At 56.4% G+C, this 21,107-nt stretch carries 22 protein-coding genes; 14 read left to right on the forward strand and 8 right to left on the reverse strand.

From position 1 onward, the window contains the following. Window positions 1-99 precede the first annotated feature (99 nt). Entirely contained in the window at window positions 100-588 is a 489-nt protein-coding gene (gene coaD / locus EDC54_RS13465; RefSeq protein WP_132457229.1) for a pantetheine-phosphate adenylyltransferase, read from the forward strand. Here coaD and EDC54_RS13470 read toward each other — a convergent pair. The 5 genes from EDC54_RS13470 to radC all read right to left on the reverse strand — a co-directional run bounded on the left by EDC54_RS13470 (window position 583) and on the right by radC (window position 4,050). After that, window positions 583-1,680, reverse strand: coding sequence for a glycosyltransferase family 4 protein (locus EDC54_RS13470; RefSeq protein ID WP_230514519.1), 1,098 nt, complete (start codon window positions 1,678-1,680; stop codon window positions 583-585). The genes coaD and EDC54_RS13470 overlap by 6 nt on opposite strands. Before the next feature lie 37 nt (window positions 1,681-1,717). Next, on the reverse strand, window positions 1,718-2,527 hold the full coding sequence (gene mutM, locus EDC54_RS13475; RefSeq protein ID WP_132457231.1) for a bifunctional DNA-formamidopyrimidine glycosylase/DNA-(apurinic or apyrimidinic site) lyase: 810 nt from the start codon (window positions 2,525-2,527) through the stop codon (window positions 1,718-1,720). A gap of 204 nt (window positions 2,528-2,731) precedes the next feature. Next, a complete protein-coding gene (rpmG, locus tag EDC54_RS13480; protein ID WP_002442576.1) occupies window positions 2,732-2,899 on the reverse strand; it encodes a 50S ribosomal protein L33 in 168 nt (55 codons plus the stop codon). 11 nt (window positions 2,900-2,910) lie between these two features. Then, window positions 2,911-3,147, reverse strand: coding sequence for a 50S ribosomal protein L28 (gene rpmB, locus EDC54_RS13485; RefSeq protein WP_026738455.1), 237 nt, complete (start codon window positions 3,145-3,147; stop codon window positions 2,911-2,913). A 237-nt stretch (window positions 3,148-3,384) separates the two neighbouring features. Next, complete coding sequence (radC, locus tag EDC54_RS13490; RefSeq protein WP_132457233.1) at window positions 3,385-4,050, reverse strand: RadC family protein; 666 nt, start codon at window positions 4,048-4,050, stop codon at window positions 3,385-3,387. 189 nt (window positions 4,051-4,239) lie between these two features. Here radC and coaBC point away from each other — a divergent pair, with 189 nt between their 5' ends. The 3 genes from coaBC to slmA all read left to right on the forward strand — a co-directional run bounded on the left by coaBC (window position 4,240) and on the right by slmA (window position 6,651). Beyond that, window positions 4,240-5,481 (forward strand): bifunctional phosphopantothenoylcysteine decarboxylase/phosphopantothenate--cysteine ligase CoaBC, encoded by a 1,242-nt coding sequence (gene coaBC / locus EDC54_RS13495; protein ID WP_165904316.1) that lies wholly within the window; start codon window positions 4,240-4,242, stop codon window positions 5,479-5,481. Further along, window positions 5,459-5,917, forward strand: coding sequence for a dUTP diphosphatase (gene dut, locus EDC54_RS13500; RefSeq protein WP_165904317.1), 459 nt, complete (start codon window positions 5,459-5,461; stop codon window positions 5,915-5,917). The genes coaBC and dut overlap by 23 nt, the downstream gene beginning before the upstream one ends. Window positions 5,918-6,054: 137 nt before the next feature. Further along, window positions 6,055-6,651, forward strand: a complete 597-nt coding sequence (gene slmA, locus EDC54_RS13505) for a nucleoid occlusion factor SlmA (protein ID WP_132457235.1) — start codon at window positions 6,055-6,057, stop codon at window positions 6,649-6,651. Between the two features lie 59 nt (window positions 6,652-6,710). On the opposite strand, the gene pyrE is transcribed toward slmA, so the two are convergent. Both pyrE and rph read right to left on the reverse strand, forming a co-directional pair. After that, window positions 6,711-7,352, reverse strand: coding sequence for an orotate phosphoribosyltransferase (gene pyrE, locus EDC54_RS13510; RefSeq protein WP_132457237.1), 642 nt, complete (start codon window positions 7,350-7,352; stop codon window positions 6,711-6,713). A 168-nt stretch (window positions 7,353-7,520) separates the two neighbouring features. Further along, window positions 7,521-8,237 carry a ribonuclease PH gene (gene rph / locus EDC54_RS13515; RefSeq protein WP_132457240.1) on the reverse strand — a complete coding sequence of 239 codons (717 nt, stop codon included), beginning with the start codon at window positions 8,235-8,237 and terminating at the stop codon, window positions 7,521-7,523. Window positions 8,238-8,443: 206 nt separating this feature from the next. Here rph and ycjG point away from each other — a divergent pair, with 206 nt between their 5' ends. From ycjG to EDC54_RS13565, 10 genes are all read left to right on the forward strand, one after another. Then, window positions 8,444-9,409, forward strand: a complete 966-nt coding sequence (gene ycjG, locus EDC54_RS13520) for an L-Ala-D/L-Glu epimerase (protein WP_165904321.1) — start codon at window positions 8,444-8,446, stop codon at window positions 9,407-9,409. 44 nt (window positions 9,410-9,453) lie between these two features. Next, window positions 9,454-11,325 (forward strand): ABC transporter ATP-binding protein, encoded by a 1,872-nt coding sequence (locus tag EDC54_RS13525; RefSeq protein ID WP_132457243.1) that lies wholly within the window; start codon window positions 9,454-9,456, stop codon window positions 11,323-11,325. Between the two features lie 56 nt (window positions 11,326-11,381). Then, window positions 11,382-12,923, forward strand: a complete 1,542-nt coding sequence (locus EDC54_RS13530; protein ID WP_132457246.1) for a glutathione ABC transporter substrate-binding protein — start codon at window positions 11,382-11,384, stop codon at window positions 12,921-12,923. An 18-nt stretch (window positions 12,924-12,941) separates the two neighbouring features. Then, window positions 12,942-13,862 (forward strand): ABC transporter permease, encoded by a 921-nt coding sequence (locus EDC54_RS13535; RefSeq protein WP_132457249.1) that lies wholly within the window; start codon window positions 12,942-12,944, stop codon window positions 13,860-13,862. Between the two features lie 8 nt (window positions 13,863-13,870). Beyond that, window positions 13,871-14,770 (forward strand): ABC transporter permease subunit, encoded by a 900-nt coding sequence (locus tag EDC54_RS13540; RefSeq protein WP_132457252.1) that lies wholly within the window; start codon window positions 13,871-13,873, stop codon window positions 14,768-14,770. An 8-nt stretch (window positions 14,771-14,778) separates the two neighbouring features. Then, window positions 14,779-15,861 carry a DmpA family aminopeptidase gene (locus tag EDC54_RS13545; RefSeq protein ID WP_132457255.1) on the forward strand — a complete coding sequence of 361 codons (1,083 nt, stop codon included), beginning with the start codon at window positions 14,779-14,781 and terminating at the stop codon, window positions 15,859-15,861. Window positions 15,862-15,863: 2 nt separating this feature from the next. Then, window positions 15,864-16,685: a M55 family metallopeptidase gene (locus tag EDC54_RS13550; RefSeq protein ID WP_132457537.1), complete on the forward strand. Its 822-nt coding sequence runs from the start codon at window positions 15,864-15,866 to the stop codon at window positions 16,683-16,685. A 59-nt stretch (window positions 16,686-16,744) separates the two neighbouring features. Then, the gene (locus tag EDC54_RS13555; RefSeq protein WP_132457258.1) at window positions 16,745-17,692 is read left to right on the forward strand and encodes an isoaspartyl peptidase/L-asparaginase family protein; all 948 of its coding nucleotides are present in this window, start codon (window positions 16,745-16,747) and stop codon (window positions 17,690-17,692) included. Window positions 17,693-17,904: 212 nt separating this feature from the next. After that, window positions 17,905-18,813: a LysR family transcriptional regulator gene (locus tag EDC54_RS13560; protein WP_132457261.1), complete on the forward strand. Its 909-nt coding sequence runs from the start codon at window positions 17,905-17,907 to the stop codon at window positions 18,811-18,813. A gap of 91 nt (window positions 18,814-18,904) precedes the next feature. Next, window positions 18,905-19,768, forward strand: coding sequence for a YicC/YloC family endoribonuclease (locus tag EDC54_RS13565; RefSeq protein ID WP_132457264.1), 864 nt, complete (start codon window positions 18,905-18,907; stop codon window positions 19,766-19,768). A 312-nt stretch (window positions 19,769-20,080) separates the two neighbouring features. Here the strand turns inward: EDC54_RS13565 and EDC54_RS13570 are convergent, their stop codons facing one another. Further along, window positions 20,081-21,052 carry a sugar-binding transcriptional regulator gene (locus tag EDC54_RS13570; RefSeq protein WP_132457267.1) on the reverse strand — a complete coding sequence of 324 codons (972 nt, stop codon included), beginning with the start codon at window positions 21,050-21,052 and terminating at the stop codon, window positions 20,081-20,083. Window positions 21,053-21,107: the final 55 nt, after the last annotated feature.

Consider the following 21,107-nt stretch of genomic DNA (forward strand, 5'->3'; position numbering starts at 1 on the left):
GGCTGGCGATGAGCCGTTTTATTATCGAGTTCGGTGACCGCCTGAGCGCTCACCTTTAATACAGTGGCAATTACACAGAATTACGGACAGGCTCACGTGATGACAACCAAAGCGATTTATCCCGGAACGTTTGATCCATTAACCTATGGTCATTTAGACCTGCTGACACGTGCATCACGACTGTTCGATCATGTGGTACTGGCCATTGCCGCCAGTCCGAGCAAGCATACGCTCTTCACGCTAAACGAGCGCGTAGCGCTGGCGAAGGATGCGACTGGGCATTTATCTAACGTCGAAGTCGTCGGCTTCAGCGATCTCATGGCGCACTTCGCACAGCAGCAAAACGCCAATATTCTTGTGCGCGGTTTGCGGGCCGTTGCTGATTTCGAATATGAACTCCAGCTCGCAAAAATGAACCACCACCTGCTGCCGACGCTTGAAAGCGTCTTCCTGATGCCATCGGAAGAGTGGTCATTTATTTCTTCTTCTTTGGTTAAGGAAGTGGCGCGACATGGTGGCGACGTATCGCATTTCTTACCCGGTGGTATTGCCGACGCTTTACAGGAAAAATTGAAAAAGTCGTCATGACAAAGGGGAGTCTGTGACAATCTGGATGAGCCGCTCAGTGTTGGCCTCACGCCCAAAACGCGCTCTGACATCCACCTTTCCCGCCTCGGCATAGCCTTGCACGATATCTTTATTCGACAAGGCAAAGTCAATCGCTTTCGCCCATTCCTGTGGATTATTTTCCGTCACAATCATCCCCGTCACGCCGTTCTGCACCGTCTCGGGTAAGCCACCTTCATTACTGATAATGACCGGGACAGCCAATCCCAGTGCTTCTATCTGTGCCATGCCAAGCGGCTCTTTTGTCGATGGCATAACCAGTATATCCGCTCGCCTCAGCGCAGCGGAAACGGAGGCCAGTTCCCCTATCCACACCTTATGCTGCAAACCACGTTTGGCGATCTCCTGTTGCAACGGCGCGGCATTCCCCCCACCGGCGATGACATAACGCAAAGTGGGTCGACAGACCGCCAGCTCGCTCAGCGCCGCCAGGATGATGCTATGCCCTTTTTCCGCACGCAGCATGCCAAGCTGAATGATAACATCCCCTTCTTCTTTGCTTAGCCACGCCTCCAGATCGCTTTCTAACGGTAAATCGACTTCACGATCAAGCTTCTCAAACGCAATCCCTGGATACACAACGTCAATCTGTTTACCCGGAAACTGTTCCCTGATTTTCTCAGCCATGAAGCGACTTGGCACCATCACCAAATCGATAGGAAGAAAACGGCTTAATGGATTAGGTTTTCTATTCGTGTAGTAGGTTCGTGAGCGAATGATTTTTGGTCGGTTAAACAATGTCAGCGCCGCAATATACAAATTATTCGCGTCATGCCCGCTGTGACAAATACAGGCAAGCGGACGCTGACGCTTTATTTCATTCCGTAATCCCCGAATGGTTGGCAAATGGCCGCTATTACGAAACGGCAAATTGATGACAGACAATCCACGAGCACGCGCTTCACTATTTATCCTCCCTTTCGCATTACAGAAAAGGCGGGTAGTAAAACCCTGTGCATTTAACGATTCCATTTGCTGCAATAACTGCCATTCCTGACCGCCCATATTCTTTGAGCTTTCAAGGAAAAAAACGGTTCCCATCTTATCGTTCATTGCACTTTTCCACTTTACTGTCCGTTACCCAACGATTTCAGCGCTGACAACAACGGCAAAAAAACGTACTGCGCTGCCCATGCTTCGCGGTTTCTATCAGCGTTCCGCATGTGCGGCAAGGTTCACCGTTGCGACCATAGACGCGCAGCGCCTGCGCGAAATAGCCCGGTTTACCGTCTGATTGCAAAAAATCACGCAGCGTTGTGCCACCCTGCTCAATCGAGAGCTGTAGCACCTGTTTAATCATGCTCACCAACACGGACGCTTCATTTTCATTCAGCGATCCGGCAGGTCTGTTAGGATGGATACCCGCAGCAAACAGCGATTCGCTCGCGTAAATATTGCCTACGCCAACGACCACTTTATTATCCATAATCCACTGTTTGACCGCCGTTTTCTTACCCCGAGACGCCTGATAGAGATAATCCGCGGAGAATTCCGCTTCCAGCGGTTCCGGCCCCAAATGCGCCAGTACCGAGCTGGTTTCCGGGTTATCCGTCCACAGCCAAGCGCCAAAACGCCGGGGGTCGGTGTAGCGTAACACTTTTCCGCTATCCATCACCAAATCGACGTGATCGTGCTTTTCCGGCTCAATGTATTCCGGCAATATCCGCAAACTGCCAGACATTCCAAGATGCACAATCATCCAGCCGCGAGTGAGTTCAATCAGCAGATATTTGGCTCGCCGACGCACGCTGAGTACCGGTTCATCGCTCAATGAGAGAATCTCAGCCGACACCGGCCAACGCAGTCGCGTATTCCTCACGTCTGCGTAAAGGATCGTGTGGCCGACGAGATACGGTGAAATCCCCCGACGACTGGTTTCAACCTCAGGTAATTCAGGCATAAACGACTCCTGATAAATGTGGCTACATTGGCATAAACAAAAGGATACCATCTGTGACAACCCGCAGGACAAGGGATGCGACGGGATGCAGAGCTACCGCTGACGTACTTCCCTGCGGCGCTTAAAACAAAACTCATGCCTGTCTGACAGGCATATGACAAAAAAAACCCGGCTAACGCCGGGTTTCTCATCAAGAAACAAAAATTATTTAATTTTAGCTTCTTTGTAGACAACGTGCTGACGGACAACGGGATCGAATTTCTTCAGTTCCAGTTTTTCCGGCTTAGTACGTTTGTTCTTCGTTGTGGTATAGAAGTGACCAGTACCAGCAGAAGAAACCAGCTTGATCTTCTCGCGAACACCCTTAGCCATGATTCAGTTCCTTAATACTTTTCACCACGGGCACGTAGATCGGCCAGAACCGTCTCAATACCCTTCTTATCGATAATACGCATACCTTTAGCAGATACGCGCAGCGTTACAAAGCGCTTTTCGCCTTCAACCCAAAAACGGTGTGAATGCAGGTTAGGCAGAAAACGGCGTTTGGTCGCATTCAGTGCGTGGGAACGGTTGTTACCGGTCACCGGACGCTTGCCAGTAACTTGGCAGACTCGGGACATGTCTATTCTCCAAAAATCAAATCAGCTCGAGCTTCGTATAGGGTTTGGCCGCCTCGTCAGGCTTTAGAGCCCATCTCAGCAACTTCACTGAAAAGACTCTGTCATCAGGATAAACCTGCTGAGATAGGCTCTTAACGCCACACCCAAGATTCTCAAAGGTGGCGTAGTATACGCTCTGAAGCGTAAGTGCTCAAGTCCCGAACAGCTAAAGATCCCATTGGATCGCGGAAATATCTGTCAAATCCACCCGAGCTCGGCAAAAGAAACGAATTCCCCTTGTCCAATGACCAGATGATCGAGCACGCGGATCTCCATTAACAGACACGCTTTAACAATCTGTTCGGTTATCGCGCGGTCAGCCTGACTCGGTTCCGCATTTCCCGAGGGATGATTGTGCGCCAGAATCAGCGCGGCGGCATTCACCTTGAGCGCTTCACGCACAATTTCACGCGGGTGTACTTCCACGCGGTTAATCGTACCAACAAACATCTCCTGATGGCAGATAACATGGTGCTGATTATCCAAAAACAACACTAAAAAAACCTCGCGTTCACGCCGGGACAGCAGCAACTGCAAATATTGTCCGGTTATTTCCGGGTTCAGCATGGCATCTTCTTTCGCCAAACGGGAAAAAAACAGCCGCCGAGACAGTTCTGCAATCGCCTTGAGCTGCGTATATTTTGATATCCCTACGCCTCTGGCGTTATCAAACGCAGACTGGTCAGCCATCATCAGTTGATAGAGCGACCCAAACTGCGTCAGCAGATTTTCTGCCAGTTCCATCACATGTACGCCGGGCAGCCCCGTGCGCAGAAAAATCGCCAGCAGCTCCGCATCCGTCAACGCTTCCGCGCCTAAACTCACCAGCTTTTCACGCGGCGCCAACCCCTTTTCCCACCCCATCGTCCTCTCCCTGTAAGGCCTGATGACATCATGTCATGGACATACATACAGGGCGATTACCGCGTGCAGAGATTGCAAAGCGCTTCGCATTCTTCTCTGAGAAACCGCCGTGACAACCTTAAGATTCCTCTCACCGATGAAGGTTATGGTAAAATATCGCCTCTTCACACTTTCAATCGGACCATGATGATGACGGAGTTTTCCAGCCTGAATGCACTTTCCGGCAAACGAGTCGTGTTGGGTATCAGTGGCGGTATCGCGGCTTATAAGTGCCCGGAACTGGTACGCCGCCTGCGTGATAGCGGAGCAGACGTACGGGTTGTCATGACCTCTGCCGCTAAGGCCTTTATCACCCCGCTGACGCTCCAGGCCGTTTCAGGCTACCCGGTATCAGACGATCTGCTCGACCCGGCGGCGGAAGCGTCAATGGGGCATATTGAATTAGGGAAATGGGCTGACTTAGTGATTCTTGCACCGGCTACCGCCGACCTGATCGCCCGAATCGCCGCCGGCATGGCCAACGACCTGCTGACGACGATTTGTCTGGCGACATCGGCCCCTATCGCCGTTGTCCCCGCAATGAATCAGCAGATGTATCGTGCGCAACCCACACAGGACAACCTGCGCACGCTGGCTGCGCGCGGTTTACCGATCTGGGGACCGGATAGCGGGAGTCAGGCGTGCGGCGATGTGGGGCCGGGCCGCATGATCGACCCGCTGGATATTGTCGGGCGGGCGCAACGTCATTTTTCTGCCATCAACGATCTGCAACATCTTAACATTCTGGTCACCGCTGGCCCGACGAGAGAAGCGCTGGACCCGGTGCGCTTTATCACCAACCACAGCTCCGGGAAAATGGGGTTTGCTATCGCGCAGGCCGCTGCTGCCCGCGGCGCGAATGTCACACTGGTAAGCGGTCCGGTTTCGCTCGCCACACCGCAGGGCGTCACACGCATTGATGTCGACAACGCGTTAGAAATGGCGCAGGCGGTGATGGAACATGCCCCACAGCAGCACATTGTTATCGGCTGTGCCGCCGTGGCGGATTACCGCGCCAAGCACATCGCCGGTGAGAAGATTAAAAAACAGAACCAACCGGATGATGAAATGACTCTCACTCTGGTCAAAAATCCAGATATTATCGCCGGTGTCGCAGCCATGACGGAAAATCGCCCTTATGTTGTCGGGTTTGCTGCCGAAACCCAGAATGTGGAAGAATACGCCCGGCAAAAACTGGCACGTAAAAAGTTGGATCTGATTTGCGCGAACAATGTCTCGCTTTCCGGGCATGGTTTTAATAGTGAAACCAATGCGTTACACCTTTTCTGGCAAGATGGCGACAAACCGTTGCCGCAGTGCGACAAGCGCCTTCTTGGCCAAAAATTAATCGACGAGATTATCAGCCGTTATGATGAAAAAAATCGACGTTAAGATTGTTGACCCACGCGTTGGACAGCAATTCCCGTTACCAACCTACGCGACATCGGGTTCCGCCGGGCTCGATCTGCGGGCCTGTCTGGATCAGGCCATTGAACTCAACCCGGGGGAAACCACGTTGATTCCAACCGGGCTGGCGATCCATATCGCCGATACCGGGCTGGCAGCGGTTATCCTGCCCCGTTCCGGATTGGGCCATAAGCATGGCGTGGTGCTGGGGAATTTGGTGGGGTTGATTGATTCAGACTATCAGGGGCAGTTAATGGTCTCCGTCTGGAACCGTGGTCAACAAACCTTCACCATCGAACCGGGAGAGCGCATCGCGCAGATGGTTTTCGTGCCTGTCGTACAGGCTGAATTTAATCTGGTTGACGATTTCGTCAGCAGTGAACGTGGAGAAGGCGGCTTTGGCCATTCTGGCCGTCGCTAGCACGCCCCAGCCATCCGCTCAACCATAACGACCACAACCCATTATAAAGCCACAGCACGCGCTCATTTGAGCAATGAAGTGACTGTGGCGCTAGCGGATGCTTGTCAGTCAAATACTTAGCAAGGGTCTTTTCAGACATGGCAGAAAAAGAAAATACGAAAAGGAATCGCCGCGAGGAGATTTTGCAAGCGCTGGCGCAAATGCTGGAATCCAGCGATGGCAGCCAGCGTATCACCACGGCAAAACTGGCTGCGTCCGTCGGGGTGTCCGAAGCAGCGCTTTACCGGCATTTTCCCAGCAAGACGCGGATGTTTGATAGCCTTATCGAATTTATTGAAGATAGCCTGACCACCCGCATTAACCTGATTCTGCAAGATGAAAAAGAAACTTTTAATCGGCTTCGTCTGATTTTGCTGCTTATTTTAGGGTTTGCGGAACGGAATCCGGGCCTGACGCGTATCATGACCGGCCACGCGCTGATGTTTGAACAGGATCGCCTACAGGGAAGAATCAACCAGCTGTTTGAACGCATTGAATCACAGTTGCGTCAGGTGCTGCGTGAACATAAGCTACGCGACGGCAAAACGTTCCAGCATGATGAAACGCTGCTGGCCAGCCAGTTGCTGGCCTTCTGCGAAGGCATGCTCTCACGCTTTATCCGCTCCGAATTCCGCTATCGTCCAACGCAGGAGTTCGACACCCGCTGGCCACTTCTGGCTGCACAACTGAACTAAACGTTCTTGTACTGAATAACGATCCGCCAGAAACCGCCGGCGGATCGTTATTCACAGGGTTAAATCCCGTACTGCTCGCGATAGGCTTGCACCGCATCCAGATGCGCCGCCAATTCGGGTTTTTCCGCCAGATAGGCAATCAAATCCTTCAGCGTAATAATCGAGATCACCTTGCACTGATAGTCACGCTCCACTTCCTGAATGGCGGACAAATCGGCACGGCCACGCTCCTGCCGATCCAGCGCAATCATGACACCCGCCAGCGTTGCGCCATGCGCACCGATGATTTCCATCGATTCGCGTATCGCCGTCCCCGCCGTAATGACGTCATCCACCAGCATGACACGGCCTTGTAATGGGCTGCCGACCAGACTGCCGCCTTCGCCGTGGTCTTTAGCTTCTTTGCGGTTAAAACAGTACGGCAGATCGCGCTCGTGGTGTTCTGCCAGCGCAACCGCCGTGGTGGTGGCAATAGGAATGCCTTTGTAAGCCGGCCCGAACAGCAGATCGAATTCCACGCCGGAATCAACCAGCGCTTCCGCATAAAACCGCCCCAGCAAGGCCAGATCGCGCCCGGTATTAAACAGCCCGGCGTTGAAGAAATAGGGGCTGATGCGCCCGGACTTCAGCGTAAATTCGCCAAACTTCAATACCTGCTTGCTGAGTGCAAACTCAATAAACTGGCGCTGGTAGGCTTTCATTACGGCATCTCCTCGTCTTACTTGTTGTTCAGAATAAAAATCAGAATTAAAAATTGATCAGACATAAAAAATTTCCAGGAGAAATTTTCAACGTCGCTTGCGACGGCCCGCAAGGGTGGCGGCCGATGGCGCGCCATAAAAAAAGCGACCATCTGGTCGCTTTAAAAATCAATCGGCTAAGGCGGCTTTCTGCGCCTGAACGATGGTGTCAATTCCCCCTCGGGCCAGCGCCAACAAGGAGAGCAACTCTTCATGGCTGAACGGCTCGCCTTCGGCCGTCCCCTGCACCTCAATCATGCGACCATCTTCGGTCATGACCACATTCATGTCGGTTTCAGCGGCGGAATCTTCCACGTACTCCAGATCGCACAGCGCTTCGCCGTTAACGATGCCGACGGAAACCGCCGCGACCATCCCTTTCATCGGGTTCTTTTTCAGCTTGCCGTTGGCAACCATCTGATTCAGCGCATCGGCCAGCGCCACGCAGGCACCGGTGATGGACGCCGTGCGCGTGCCGCCGTCCGCCTGCAAGACATCGCAGTCGAGCGTGATGGTGTATTCGCCCAGCACTTTCAGGTCGATCGCCGCACGCAGAGAGCGCGCAATCAGGCGCTGGATCTCCAGCGTGCGCCCACCCTGTTTGCCTTTGGCGGCTTCACGGGCATTGCGGCTGTGCGTGGCACGCGGCAGCATGCCGTATTCAGCGGTAACCCAGCCTTGCCCCTGGCCTTTCAGAAAGCGCGGTACCCCCTCTTCTACCGTGGCATTACATAACACTTTGGTGTCGCCAAATTCGACTAAAACAGAACCTTCCGCGTGTTTCGTGTAATGACGGGTCAATTTTAAGGGGCGTACTTGCTGTGCACTTCGGCCTGTTGGGCGCATGGCTCATCTCCGGCGGGTCAATGAAAACTGGCGCGCATTATACACGAAATCCTTCACGTTGCGGCAAAGCGCTGGCAGAAAGCCATACCTTGAACTTAGGGTATAACCTGAGGTTATACCCTACTCATAAACAAGTATTCGTCAGTGCTGATGCATCATGAAATAGTCTTTTCCTCCCCTGAGCATTGATGAGAAAAAAGATCATGATGCGGCATATGCAAATTGAAACCGTCAATCTGCCACTAGCCCGTCCTATGGCGGAAGAGAACGGTACGCGTCGTGCGGTTACCGTTATCCGCGTCGCATTGGAAGAAAAAGGATTTATCGGACAAGGCGAAAGTACGCCAGTCGCGCATTATGGCGAGTCCGCCGACAGCGTATGTCGCCAGCTCTTTGCGATCCGTGAGGCGATCGAACAGGGTCTGACCATCGAACAACTCCAGAAAGATTTATCGCCGGGCGCGGCCAGAAACGCGCTGGACTGCGCGCTGTGGCGGCTCAACACCGCATTGAAAAAACAGACGCTATGGCAGCGCCTCGGCATTCGGCCCCCCGCTTCTGTGATCTGTGCGCAAACGTTATCGCTCGACAGCATGGCGAAAATGGCCGCCGCCGCGTCCCATGCCGTTGCCCACGGCGCGCAACTCCTGAAAATCAAACTGGATCGCGAACAGATTCTGGAGAAAGTCGCCGCCATCCGCGCCGCCGCGCCCAGCGCCAGATTGATTATCGACGCGCAGGCAAGCTGGAGCGGACTGGATTTACACAGCCTGTCCATCGCCCTGCTGCCTTATCAGATCGCCACGATAGAGCAACCGCTGCCTGCTGGTCAGGATGAGGATTTGCAACGTTTTGCTCACCCGATCCCCCTCTGCGCGGATGAAAGTTGCCGCCACAGCGGTGATGTTGCCGGGCTGCGCCATCGTTACGACATGATCAACATCAAGCTGGACAAGTGCGGCGGGCTGACGGAAGCCCTGGCGATGGCGCGCGAGGCGCACGTTCACGGCCTGCGTATTATGGTCGGCTGCACGCTGGGATCGTCAATGGCGATGGAAGCCGCCCTGCCCGTCGCCGTGGATGCCGAGCATGTCGATCTCGACGGCCCGATCTGGCTGGCCGCCGACAGCTCACCCTACCTGACCTATAACCTTGGCCGCATCTGGCTATGACACGCTCAAACGCAGTAACCCTTAACCCCTCAACCGGAGTGACCATGACGGATATCATGCACGCGGGTGCCGCCACAGCGCCCGGTAACGCCCCCAGACCTGTATTGGAAATCGACGATCTGAGCGTCAGCTTTAGCGGTCGTTCCGGCACGCATCAGGCGCTAAAAGGCATTTCTTTTACTGTAAATAAAGGGGAAGTGGTCGCCGTCGTCGGTGAAAGCGGCTCCGGTAAATCCGTCACGTCGCTCACCGTCATGGGGCTACTGGCCGATTCAGCCAATATTGAGCGGGGAACGATCCGCTTTACCGCCCGCGACGGTCTGCAACACGACCTGCTGACAATCAAAGCGGAAGCGCGCCGTAAACTACGCGGGCGCGACCTGGCGATGATTTTTCAGGAGCCGATGACGTCACTGAATCCGGTGCTGAAAGTCGGCGACCAGCTCACGGAAGCGCTGCTTGATCACAAAATCTGCGATGCCGGCAGCGCGAACCAAAAAGCCCGCGAACTGCTGCACAAAGTACGCATTGCGGATGTCGATCGCGTGATGAAAAGCTACCCGCATTCGCTGTCCGGCGGGATGCGTCAGCGCGTGATGATCGCACAGGCGTTAGCCTGCGACCCACAGCTGTTAATTGCCGACGAACCGACCACCGCGCTGGATGTCACCGTGCAGGCGCGCATTCTGCAAATCCTGCGCGACCTGCAACAACAAAGCGATATGGCGGTGCTGTTTATTACGCACGACATGGGCGTGGTGGCGGAAATCGCCGATCGCGTGGTGGTGATGTATCGCGGCGAGATCGTAGAGCAAGGCGCCGTTGAACAGATTTTTGCTGCGCCACAGCATCCGTATACCCAGTCGCTGCTGGCCGCCGTGCCGAAGCTGGGCGACATGCGCGATAGCCTCTGGCCGAAGCGCTTTCCTTTATTGGGAGAGGCTGCCGACACGGAAAACAGTGAACAGGTCACCGCGCGCTATGACGCCGACCCCCTGTTGGACATTCGCGGGCTGCGGGTTTATTACCCGATGCGCAGCGGCATCTTATCCACCGTGACTCACCACGTTCACGCGGTCGAACAGATCGATTTCAACGTCTGGCCGGGCGAAACGCTGGCGATCGTCGGGGAAAGCGGCTGTGGCAAATCCACCACCGGACGCGCCCTACTGCGGCTGGTGCAAAGCGACGCCGATAGCATTTACTTTCAGGGGCAGGAAGTTTCCCAGATGAAAGAGCGTCAATTCCAGCCGCTGCGCCGGGAAATGCAGATGGTATTTCAGGATCCTTATGCCTCGCTCAACCCGCGCCTGACGGTGGGGTTCACCATCGCCGAACCGCTGCTGCTGCACGGGCTGGTGAAATCGCTGGAAGAAGCCACGCCGCAGGTACAGGCGCTGTTAAAAAGCGTCGGTCTGTTGCCAGAACACGCGCGCCGTTATCCGCACGAGTTTTCCGGCGGACAGCGCCAGCGCATTGCGATCGCTCGCGCAATGGCGTTGCAGCCGCAGGTCATCATCGCCGATGAAGCCGTTTCGGCGCTTGATGTGTCGATTCAGGCGCAGGTCGTCAACCTGATGATGGATCTCCAGAAAAAAACGGGCGTGTCGTGGATTTTCATCTCGCACGATATGGCCGTTGTCGAGCGCATCGCCAACCGCGTCGCGGTGATGTATCTCGGTCAGATCGTGGAGATTGGCCCGCGCCAGTCGGTGTTTAACGACCCGCAGCACCCGTATACCCGCCGCCTGTTGGCCTCGGTTCCCATTGCCGACCCAACCCGTCGCGGCACACGCCAGTTTGACGACAGCGAAATTCCTTCGCCTCTGCGTAAAGCAGGCGAGACCGTCGCCAAAACGCGCTACCGAGAGGTTGCGCCGCAGCACTGGGTCGCCGACAACGATTCGGCGGCCTGAAACACAACGTATTAATAAAACACAACACACGTTCATCGCTGACCAGGAGAGAAACCATGAAGCCATTCGTTCGCCGCTCTGCCGTCGCCCTCGGGCTCTCGCTGTGTCTGGCCGCCATTGCCCAGGCGCAGGATCTTCGCATTTCAATCTATGCCGATATCACCGGGCTTGACCCGCACGACACCTCGGATACGCTGAGCTATTCCATTCAGAGCGGCATCTTCGAGCGTCTGTTCCAGTTCGATAACAGAATGAAGCTGGTACCGCGCCTGGCAACGGGCTATACCAGTAATGACAATGCCACCGAGTTCGTCGTGACGCTACGTGAAGGCATCACTTTTCAGGATGGCGCGCCCTTCAATGCCGACGCCGTTAAAGCCAACCTCGACCGTCTGGCCGATCAGAGTAAAGGCTTAAAGCGCAATAGCCTGTTTAATATGGTGAAAACCGTCACCGTGCTGTCGCCGACACAGGTCAAAATCGAACTGAACAAATCTTTCGGCGCCTTTGTGAACACGCTGGCGCACCCCTCCGCCGTGATGCACAGCCCGGAAGCGCTGAAGAAATACCCGGACGAAGCCCAGTTGCGCGTCCATCCGGTGGGTACCGGACCGTTCAAATTCACCGAATGGCAGCAGGGTAAGGACGTGAAGCTGGTGAAATTCGATAACTACTGGCAGAAAGGCTGGCCGAAAGTCGACAGCGTGACCTTCTACCCCACGCCGGAAGACTCCACCCGCGTGGCGTCGCTGAAATCCGGTCAGGTCGATGCCGTGTATCCGCTGCCCTCCGACCTCATCGCCACCGTAAAAAGCGACAGCAAGCTGGCGATTCAGCGCGATCCGAGTATCTATCAGTTCTGGGTGGCGATGAACAACCTGCGTCCGCCGCTGAACGATATCCGCGTGCGTCAGGCGCTCAACTACGCCATCAACCGCGACATCTGGCTGAAGGTCGGCTTCGCCGGTATGGGCGTGCCTGCCACCTCGCCGATGGCGCCGGACGTGCAGTTCTTCGCGCGCCAGAGCGCGCCGAATTACAGCTATAACCCGGAGAAAGCCAAAGCGCTGCTGAAAGAAGCGGGCTACGCCAACGGCCTGAGCCTGAAGCTGTGGACGACGAACCGCACCGACTACATCCGTAGCGCGCAGTTCTTCAAACAGCAGTTAGAGCAGGTCGGCATCAAAGTCACCGTCACGCCGATGGATTCCGGGATGCGTAACGCCAAGCTGTTCGGCGTGAAAGATCCGAAAGACGCCGAATTTGACCTGTTCTACAACGGCTGGTCGCCGTCTACCGGTGACGCGGACTGGGCGCTGCGTCCGCTGTTCGCCACCGAATCCTGGGTACCGGCCGCGTATAACGTTGCCTACTACAGCAACCCGGTCACGGATAACGCGATTACCGCCGGTCTGGCTACCGCCGATGCCGACAAACGCGCCGCCGCTTACGCCGAGGCACAGCGCCAGATTTGGCAGGACGCGCCCGTGGTCTTCCTGGGAACGCCGGACAACATCGTCGGTAAAACCAAGAATCTCGACGGTGTATACATGCTGGCGGACGGCTCGCTGATCTTCGATCAGGCTGAATTTAAGTAATCGTTCAGGGAGAACGCCATGTTTGCTTATATTGTCCGACGTTTGCTGGAAATGATCCCGGTTCTGCTGGTGGTCTCCCTGTTAGTGTTCGGTTTTATCAAACTGCTGCCGGGCGATCCGGCACGTATTTACGCCGGCGCTGACGCGACGATTGAGGCGGTGGAAGCCGCCCGCCAACTGCTGGGGTTGAACGACCCGCTGCCGCAGCAGTATGTCAACTGGCTCGGCGGGCTGTTCAGCGGCGATCTGGGTGTGACGTACCGCACGCAGCAGCCGGTCATTGACGTCATCAGCAAAAGCTTTATGCCCACCATGTGGCTGGCGCTGGCAGGCTTTGTCTGGTCGGTGCTGCTCGGCCTGCTGATCGGCGTGGTTTCCGCGCTCAAGCGAGGCAAATGGCAGGACTGGACGCTGATGAGTTTCGCGGTCGGCGGAATTTCCATGCCGCCGTTCTGGCTCGGCCTGCTGCTGATTCAGTTTGTGGCGATGCCGTTCGGCGTCTTTTCCGTCAGCGGTTTTAACCAGCCCAGCGATATCATTCTGCCCGCGCTGACGCTCGGCGCATCGGTCGCCGCCGTCATGGCGCGCTTCACCCGCTCCGCGTTTCTGGAAGTCGCGCAGGAAGACTACGTGCGCACGGCTCGCGCCAAGGGGCTACGCAATCGGCTGATTACCTGGAAACACGTAATGCGTAACGCGCTGATCCCGGTCATCACCATGCTGGGGCTGCAATTCGGCTTTCTGCTCGGCGGCTCTATCGTGGTCGAGAGCGTGTTTAGCTGGCCGGGACTGGGCTGGCTGCTGATTGAGTCGATCAAAACGCAGGATCAGCCCGTCATTCAGGCGTTGGTGATGCTGTTCGTGTTTGAATTTATTGTCATTAACCTGTTGGTGGACCTGCTGTACGCGGTGGTCAACCCGGCGATCCGTCTACGCTAGGAGACACGATGAGCTTACCTTCCGAACCCGTCGTGGCCGCGGCCACGCTTGATGAAGAGACGATACGTTCGCCGTGGCGCGATTTCGTTCAGGTCTTTATCCGTAACCCGATGGCGCTGGTGTCCGGCGGCTTTGTCCTGCTGCTGGTTCTGGTCGCCATTTTCGCCCCCTGGCTGGCGCCGTGGAACCCAATGGAGCCCGACTGGACGGCGCTGGCTTCGCCACCTTCTGCGGCACACTGGATGGGGACTGACGATCTGGGGCGCGATGTGATGAGCCGCATCATCTACGGCGCCCGCATTTCGTTATATATCGGTATCTTTTCCGTCACGCTCGGCATGCTGGTCGGCATCGTGCTCGGCCTGCTGGCGGGATACTATGGCCGCTGGGTGGATACGCTGATCATGCGCGGTTCCGATGTGCTGTTCGCGTTCCCCGGCATGCTGCTGGCGATTGCGGTCGTCGCAATCCTCGGCCCCGGCCTGAATAACGTGATTATCGCCGTCGCCGTCTTTAGCGTGCCGGTTTTCGCCCGTATCGTGCGCGCTTCCACGCTGTCGCTAAAGCAGGCGGCTTATGTCGAAGCGGTACGCTGCGCGGGCGCGCCGGATCGCATCGTGCTGATACGCCACATCCTGCCCGGTACGCTGCCCAACGTCATCGTCTATTTCACCATGCGCATCGGCACCAGCATTCTGACGGCGGCGGGGCTGAGCTTCATCGGCCTTGGCCCGGAGCCGGACGTGCCGGAATGGGGCAATATTCTGGCGATGAGCCGCAGCCTGATGATGGCGGGCGCCTGGCACGTCAGCGTGTTCCCCGGTCTGGCGATTTTTTTCACCGTGTTGGCGTTTAACCTGCTCGGGGATGCGCTGCGTGATACGCTCGATCCCAAACTGAAAAGCTGAGGAAAGCGATGCATGATTATCAACAGCAGCAGCAGGCGCTGTTGCTACAACGCTGGAAAACGACGCGGCAGTTAGGTACACCGCGTTCGGCCAGCGGCGCACATAACCGCATCAGTGACGTGGCAGGCGTGCGCGTCGGCCACTGCACGCTGGCGGCTGGGGAAGTGCAAACCGGCGTCACCGCGATTGTACCGCCCGGCGAAAATCTGTTCACCCAGCCTCTGCCCTGCGGCGCCGCGGTGTTGAACGGCTTCGCCAAACCCGCCGGACTGGTACAGATTGAGGAATTAGGACAGCTGCAAACGCCCATCCTGCTCAGCAACACGCTGGCCACCGGCACGCTGTTTACCACGCTGGTGCGCGACGCCATTTCTCGCAATCCTGAACTGGGGCGCACGCTGCCGACGGTGAACCCGCTGGCGTTGGAGTGCAACGACGGCTGGCTGAACGACATTCAGGCGCTGGCGGTGACGGAACAGATGGCGCAACAAGCACTGGATAGCGCTACGGATAGCTTCGCCCGCGGCAGCGTTGGCGCCGGACGCGGCATGAGCTGCTTCAGCCTGAAAGGCGGCATCGGTACCGCATCGCGCCGGATCCCCGAATTAAACGCCACGCTCGGCGTACTGGTGCTGGCAAACTTCGGTACGCTCTCCGCGCTGACGCTGGACGGCGTGCAGATGGGGAGCGCTATCGCCCCCCTCCTGCCGGAGCTCGCCCCGCAGCGGGATGCGGGTTCGATCATCATCATCATGGCGACGGATGCGCCGCTCGACGCCCGCCAGCTCAAGCGCATCGCCAAACGTGCCGGCGCAGGACTGGGACGGCTCGGCAGCTACTGGGGACACGGTTCCGGCGATATCGCCGTCGCATTCTCCACCTGCCCACGGCCACAGCCGCCGGAGGATGCGCTGCTTGAACCGCTGTTAAGCGCCGCCGCCGACGCCACCGAACACGCGGTGCTCGACGCCCTGCTTCAAGCCGAGGCCGTGACCGGTTTTCGCGGCCATCACCGCCCGACGCTGCCACAAGCGTTGGATCGGCTGGCCGAAATGCGTTGTCCGTTAGGAAACTCTCCCGTAGGAAATTGATTATGAAAGTGTTTATCTCTGCTGATATCGAAGGGATCGCCGGCGTGATGCGCCCGGAACAGTGCAGCCCCGGCACCGCGGAATACCAACTGGCGCGAGGCCTGATGGAGCAGGAAGTAAATGCCGCCATCGACGGCGCCTTCGCGGGCGGCGCAACCGAGGTGGTGGTCGCCGACAGCCATGCGGCCATGGTTAACCTGCGCGCGGAGAACATCGACTCCCGCGCCCGGCTGGTTCAGGGTAAACCGCGTGGGTATTCGATGGTGGAAGGTCTGGAACAGCAGCAGTTCGATGGCCTGATGTTCATCGGCTACCACAGCGCGGCAGGCGAATTCGGCGTGCTGTCACATACCATCAACGGTCGAGCCTTCTACCGCGTGCGCATCAACGGTGAAATCATGGGCGAGAGCGACATCTACGCCGCCGCCGGCGTTGAGCAGAAGACTCCGCTTTGGCTGGTCAGCGGTGACGACACCCTCCAGAGCTGGATCGCCCACTACTACCCTGCCACCGACTACGCCTGTGTTAAGCGCGCCATCTCGCAGCACGCGGCGGAATCCCTCAGCACCGAACAGGCGCGTCAGGTGATTCGTGACGCGGCAAAAGCGGCGGTGGCAAAAGCGCACCGCACGCTGAATTCGCGCATTGAGGCGCCCTACCGCCTCGAACTGATGGTGGCAAAGCCGGTGCTGGCCGATCTCTTCTGTCTGTTGCCGAACGTTGAACGCCTGGATGCCGTCACTGTCGGTTATACCGCGCAGAGCATGCGGGAAATCACCAGCCTGCTCGGTGCGTTTTCCTATCTCGCGACGACGCAAAACTGATCCCGGTTTACGTCCCTGCTTCCGGGGGCGTAAGCCACTTGAAAAAGAGACTTTATCGCATGACGAGACCCGTGATTGTGATCCACGGTGGTGCAGGCGCGCTGACCCGCTCAGCCATGAGCACTGAAAAAGAGCAGCGCTATCTGGCCGCGCTGTCCGACATTGTCGCCAGCGGACAGCGCATTCTGGCGGAAAACGGCAGCGCGCTGGATGCCGTAACAGAAGCCGTCCGCCTGCTGGAAGCATGTCCGTTGTTCAACGCCGGACACGGTTCGGTCTTCACCCACGCGGAGACCCACGAGCTGGACGCCAGCATCATGGACGGACGCACGCGGGATGCCGGCGCGGTCAGTTGCGTCAGCCATATTCGACACCCGATTCTGGCCGCCCGTACCGTGCTTGAAGCCAGCCAGCATGTGATGTTTACCGCCGACGGCGCTGAAGCCTTTGCGCGCCAACAAGGGCTGGAGATGGTGGATCCATCGTTCTTCTCCACCGATGAACGCCGCCAGCAGCTCTATAACGCGCAGGCCGGTTCGGGTCGTGTCATTCTCGATCATGACGGCCAGAACGACCCTATCGACCCCGACCGTAAATTCGGCACCGTCGGCGCGGTCGCGCTGGATAGCGCGGGTAATCTCGCCGCGGCGACCTCCACGGGCGGCATGACCAACAAACAGGTCGGGCGCGTGGGCGACAGCCCCATCATCGGCGCAGGCTGCTACGCCAATAACCAGACGGTGGCCGTGTCCTGCACCGGCACCGGCGAAGTCTTTATGCGCGCTGTCGCCGCCTATGATGTCTCTGCGCTGATGGAATACGCCGGACTCACGCTACAACAGGCCGGCGATCGCGTGGTAATGGAGAAATTAGCGCAGATGGGCGGCAGCGGCGGGCTGATTGCCGTAGACAGGGCGGGCAACATCGTTCTGCCCTTCAACAGCGAAGGCATGTATCGCGGCTATGGCTACGTGGGAGACGCGCCTGTCGCTCGCATCTACCGTTAAGGTGACATCCCTCGTCAGAACAATAAGCGGTAACTATGCACCCTATTAGTGCAATCTTGCCAAAATAGTGCATCGTCACCGCTTACACATCGCTATCACTAATCCGTCATAAAGCCCTTGATAAGCACTTATGCCCTGGCGTAATAATTGCATGTATTTTGGTTATTACTCATCCAATGCTCATCAGAAAGCATTAGTCGGAGCCTGCACGCATGCGATTACGCCATATTGAGATCTTCCAGGCCATTGTTCAGGCGGGCACCATCAGCGGTGCCGCCCGTTTGCTCAATGTCTCACAGCCCAACGTCAGCCGGGTTTTAAATCACGCGGAACAGCAGCTTGGCTTTTCCCTGTTTGAGCGCCGTACCCAGGGGATGGTTGCAACCGAAGAGGGGCTGCGCCTCATCCCGAAAGTACAAGAGCTCTTCAGCCACCTGCAAAACATCAGTTCACTCACTGAACAGATCAAAACCAGCAAAGCACACGCCGTGCGGTTAGGCGCAGCGCATGCATTCGGGCAGATGATCGTGGCGCCGACGCTGGTGGAGTTTCGTAAACGGGCGGCATCGGTTAACGTCGAGCTGGTGACCGAACATTTCAGTACGCTGTGTCACAACATCCTGAAAAACCAGCTCGATTTTGCACTGATCTTTGGGCAGCAGGTGCCGCCCGAACTGTTGGCTGAGCCGCTGTTCCAGTCCACGATGGTCGCGCTGCTGCCCAAAAACAGTCCGGTGAACGGCCCGGTATCGCTGGAATGGCTGTGCAACAACAACCTGCTGATGATGCAGCACCAGGATCCGCTCGGCCAGGTGTTACACCGGGCGCTGCGCGATAAAGCGTTACAGCCCGCTTCCGCGCTCTATATCAAAACCTATTCGGTGATTGCCGACATGGTGCTGGCGGGCGGCGGCGCGGGCATCGTCGATCTTTTTACCGCCTGCCGCTATGCCGATCAACTCAAAATTGTCCCTATCGACCAGCCGCTGCCCTTTGAGGTTACGCTGATCAGCCGCCGCGACAACCCGCAGTCACAGGCGACGCTGCAACTGAAACAGATGATGAAAAACCGCTGCCGGGAGATTGCCAGACAGAACGAAGCTCTGCTCCACGCCGCTTGATTGACCACTAACGCCACGGACGGTTTTTTCTATCCCCTGCGGGGGCGCAACGCTATAATCCCTTCATCATTTGCTTTACAGGTATGCACCAATGATTCGCAGCATGACCGCTTACGCCCGCCGAGAAATCAAGGGCAACTGGGGAAGCGCAGCCTGGGAACTGCGTTCCGTTAACCAGCGCTATCTGGAAACCTATCTTCGCTTACCGGAACAATTCCGCAGCCTCGAACCGGTGGCGCGTGAGCGCATCCGCGCCCGCCTGACCCGCGGAAAAATTGAATGCAGCCTGCGTTTTGAACTCGACCCGAGTGCGCAAAGTGCGCTGATCCTGAACGAAAAGCTGGCAAAACAGCTGGTGGATGCCGCCAACTGGGTGAAAATGCAGAGCGACGAAGGGGAAATCAATCCGGTTGATATTTTGCGCTGGCCCGGTGTGATGGTCGCGGAAGAACAAGATCTGGACGCCATCAGCGCCGAACTGCTGACCGCACTGGAAGGCGCATTGGATGACTTCATCGCCGCGCGTGAAAGCGAAGGCAACGCGCTGAAAGCGCTGATCGAACAACGTCTGGCGGGCGTCAGCGCCGAAGTTGTCAAAGTCCGTGCCCAGATGCCGAACATCCTGCAATGGCAGCGCGAGCGCCTGCAAAGCAAGCTGGAAGACGCGCAGGTACAGCTGGAAAATAACCGTCTGGAACAGGAACTGGTGCTGCTGGCGCAACGCGTCGACGTCGCCGAAGAGCTCGACCGCCTCGACGCCCACGTCAAAGAAACCTACAAAATCCTGAAAAAAGAAGAAGCCGTCGGCCGCCGCCTCGACTTTATGATGCAGGAGTTCAACCGCGAATCGAACACGCTGGCGTCGAAATCCATCAACGCCGACGTCACCGCTTCAGCCATTGAGCTGAAGGTACTGATCGAGCAAATGCGGGAGCAGATCCAGAATATCGAGTAACGTTTCACGCGATCTCGCGTTGTCTCATCACATCTCACTGTCTAAAAAGGCCATTGTAAATCATGGCCTTTTTTGTTTTATATAGTCTCATATCGTATCACTACAGCGCCGGTGATATGCCCCCGGTTATCTATACGAGGCAAAAACTGGCCGGATATCCTCATTGGCGGTGGTACTAAAAACCGGAGGGACTACATTTAGATGAGATACCCCAAAGGAAGCGCAATACCAGACAGGTAGAAATAGCCCAGCCCAGCGTTATTTTTCAGCCGCTATCACGAATTGTTGATTTCGATAGGGCCTAAACCGAAATCATGCCTCTGAAAGCGCCTTACCGACTTTTTCATCGCAGATTAACACATGACATAACCCGGCACGGATGGCGGCGAGAATAATCGCGTATTTATGCATCCCCCCCGCAGCCAGCACGAGCTGCCTGGTTTTTTTCAAATCCTTTATCGAGGGATTGATCACTCGTTGTGCGAGGGGATGCTTTACTGTCCTCCCCTGAGCGTCCAGATAGTGACCGCAGATATCCCCGACAGCGCCAGCTTCAATCAGTGAAAGGCGTGATAACTTATCAATGACGCCATATTCCAGCGCCTTAGAGTGTTCCGAGAGATCGATGGCGCTCAGTAGTGCCATGTCCAGCTCGCCAGCCATGGAAAGCACCGATTTCACCGGTTCACTCGCGACCAGGGCATCGCGTAGCGTTTCAGAGGAGGCAAACATCGGTGCAGTAATATAAAAACATTTTGCATCGAGCGCGCGTGCGACAGAAGCCGCGTTGTCATAAGGATTGATGCTGGTGCTTTCCGCCAGACCTCCGCACAGCAACACAACGCGTTCTCCACCAGCCGTTCGAGGCAAAAGGTTCTGGGCAGCCGTATGAATTGTGCCTCCCCAACTGATTCCAAGCGTACCCGAAGGCGGCAGATTTTCTGAGACATATTGTCCTGCTGCCGAGCCGACCATCATCCTGACGTCATCACCTTCTATCGGCACCGGGACGACGATGACCCGCTTCAGTCCAAACTTTGCGGTGAGCGCGTTTTCCAGATCGGTACGCACAGCAACGGCCTGGGGCAGAATGATCTGTACAAACCCCGACGTTCGCGCTTCACCTAGGATACGGTTGACCTTTTTACGGGTGATATTCAGATGACGCGCAATCACGTCCTGAGTTTGACCCTCCTTGAAGTAATGCCAGCAAATTCGTGCAATCAACGCGTTTTCATCCAAAGTGCTTTTACTTTTTTCCAAAATTATTTCCCTGATAATCATCACATTGTCTCTAGCTTGGGAAGGATAGCACATTTGTGTCGTTAGTTTCACAAAT

Origin of the sequence: Samsonia erythrinae, from assembly GCF_004342665.1 — a bacterium.
In the GTDB taxonomy this organism is placed as follows: domain Bacteria; phylum Pseudomonadota; class Gammaproteobacteria; order Enterobacterales; family Enterobacteriaceae; genus Samsonia; species Samsonia erythrinae.

Coding starts and splice junctions, on each gene's coding strand:
- dut (WP_165904317.1), top strand. CDS start 5,459: ATGATGAAAAAAATCGACGTTAAGATTGTTGACCCACGCGTTGGACAG.
- ycjG (WP_165904321.1), top strand. CDS start 8,444: ATGCGGCATATGCAAATTGAAACCGTCAATCTGCCACTAGCCCGTCCT.
- slmA (WP_132457235.1), top strand. CDS start 6,055: ATGGCAGAAAAAGAAAATACGAAAAGGAATCGCCGCGAGGAGATTTTG.
- EDC54_RS13550 (WP_132457537.1), top strand. CDS start 15,864: ATGAAAGTGTTTATCTCTGCTGATATCGAAGGGATCGCCGGCGTGATG.
- EDC54_RS13525 (WP_132457243.1), top strand. CDS start 9,454: ATGACGGATATCATGCACGCGGGTGCCGCCACAGCGCCCGGTAACGCC.
- mutM (WP_132457231.1), bottom strand. CDS start 2,527: ATGCCTGAATTACCTGAGGTTGAAACCAGTCGTCGGGGGATTTCACCG.
- radC (WP_132457233.1), bottom strand. CDS start 4,050: ATGGGGTGGGAAAAGGGGTTGGCGCCGCGTGAAAAGCTGGTGAGTTTA.
- EDC54_RS13470 (WP_230514519.1), bottom strand. CDS start 1,680: ATGAACGATAAGATGGGAACCGTTTTTTTCCTTGAAAGCTCAAAGAAT.
- rph (WP_132457240.1), bottom strand. CDS start 8,237: ATGCGCCCAACAGGCCGAAGTGCACAGCAAGTACGCCCCTTAAAATTG.
- coaBC (WP_165904316.1), top strand. CDS start 4,240: ATGACGGAGTTTTCCAGCCTGAATGCACTTTCCGGCAAACGAGTCGTG.
- EDC54_RS13535 (WP_132457249.1), top strand. CDS start 12,942: ATGTTTGCTTATATTGTCCGACGTTTGCTGGAAATGATCCCGGTTCTG.
- EDC54_RS13530 (WP_132457246.1), top strand. CDS start 11,382: ATGAAGCCATTCGTTCGCCGCTCTGCCGTCGCCCTCGGGCTCTCGCTG.
- rpmG (WP_002442576.1), bottom strand. CDS start 2,899: ATGGCTAAGGGTGTTCGCGAGAAGATCAAGCTGGTTTCTTCTGCTGGT.
- EDC54_RS13570 (WP_132457267.1), bottom strand. CDS start 21,052: ATGATTATCAGGGAAATAATTTTGGAAAAAAGTAAAAGCACTTTGGAT.
- rpmB (WP_026738455.1), bottom strand. CDS start 3,147: ATGTCCCGAGTCTGCCAAGTTACTGGCAAGCGTCCGGTGACCGGTAAC.
- EDC54_RS13545 (WP_132457255.1), top strand. CDS start 14,779: ATGCATGATTATCAACAGCAGCAGCAGGCGCTGTTGCTACAACGCTGG.
- pyrE (WP_132457237.1), bottom strand. CDS start 7,352: ATGAAAGCCTACCAGCGCCAGTTTATTGAGTTTGCACTCAGCAAGCAG.
- EDC54_RS13560 (WP_132457261.1), top strand. CDS start 17,905: ATGCGATTACGCCATATTGAGATCTTCCAGGCCATTGTTCAGGCGGGC.
- EDC54_RS13565 (WP_132457264.1), top strand. CDS start 18,905: ATGATTCGCAGCATGACCGCTTACGCCCGCCGAGAAATCAAGGGCAAC.
- EDC54_RS13540 (WP_132457252.1), top strand. CDS start 13,871: ATGAGCTTACCTTCCGAACCCGTCGTGGCCGCGGCCACGCTTGATGAA.
- EDC54_RS13555 (WP_132457258.1), top strand. CDS start 16,745: ATGACGAGACCCGTGATTGTGATCCACGGTGGTGCAGGCGCGCTGACC.
- coaD (WP_132457229.1), top strand. CDS start 100: ATGACAACCAAAGCGATTTATCCCGGAACGTTTGATCCATTAACCTAT.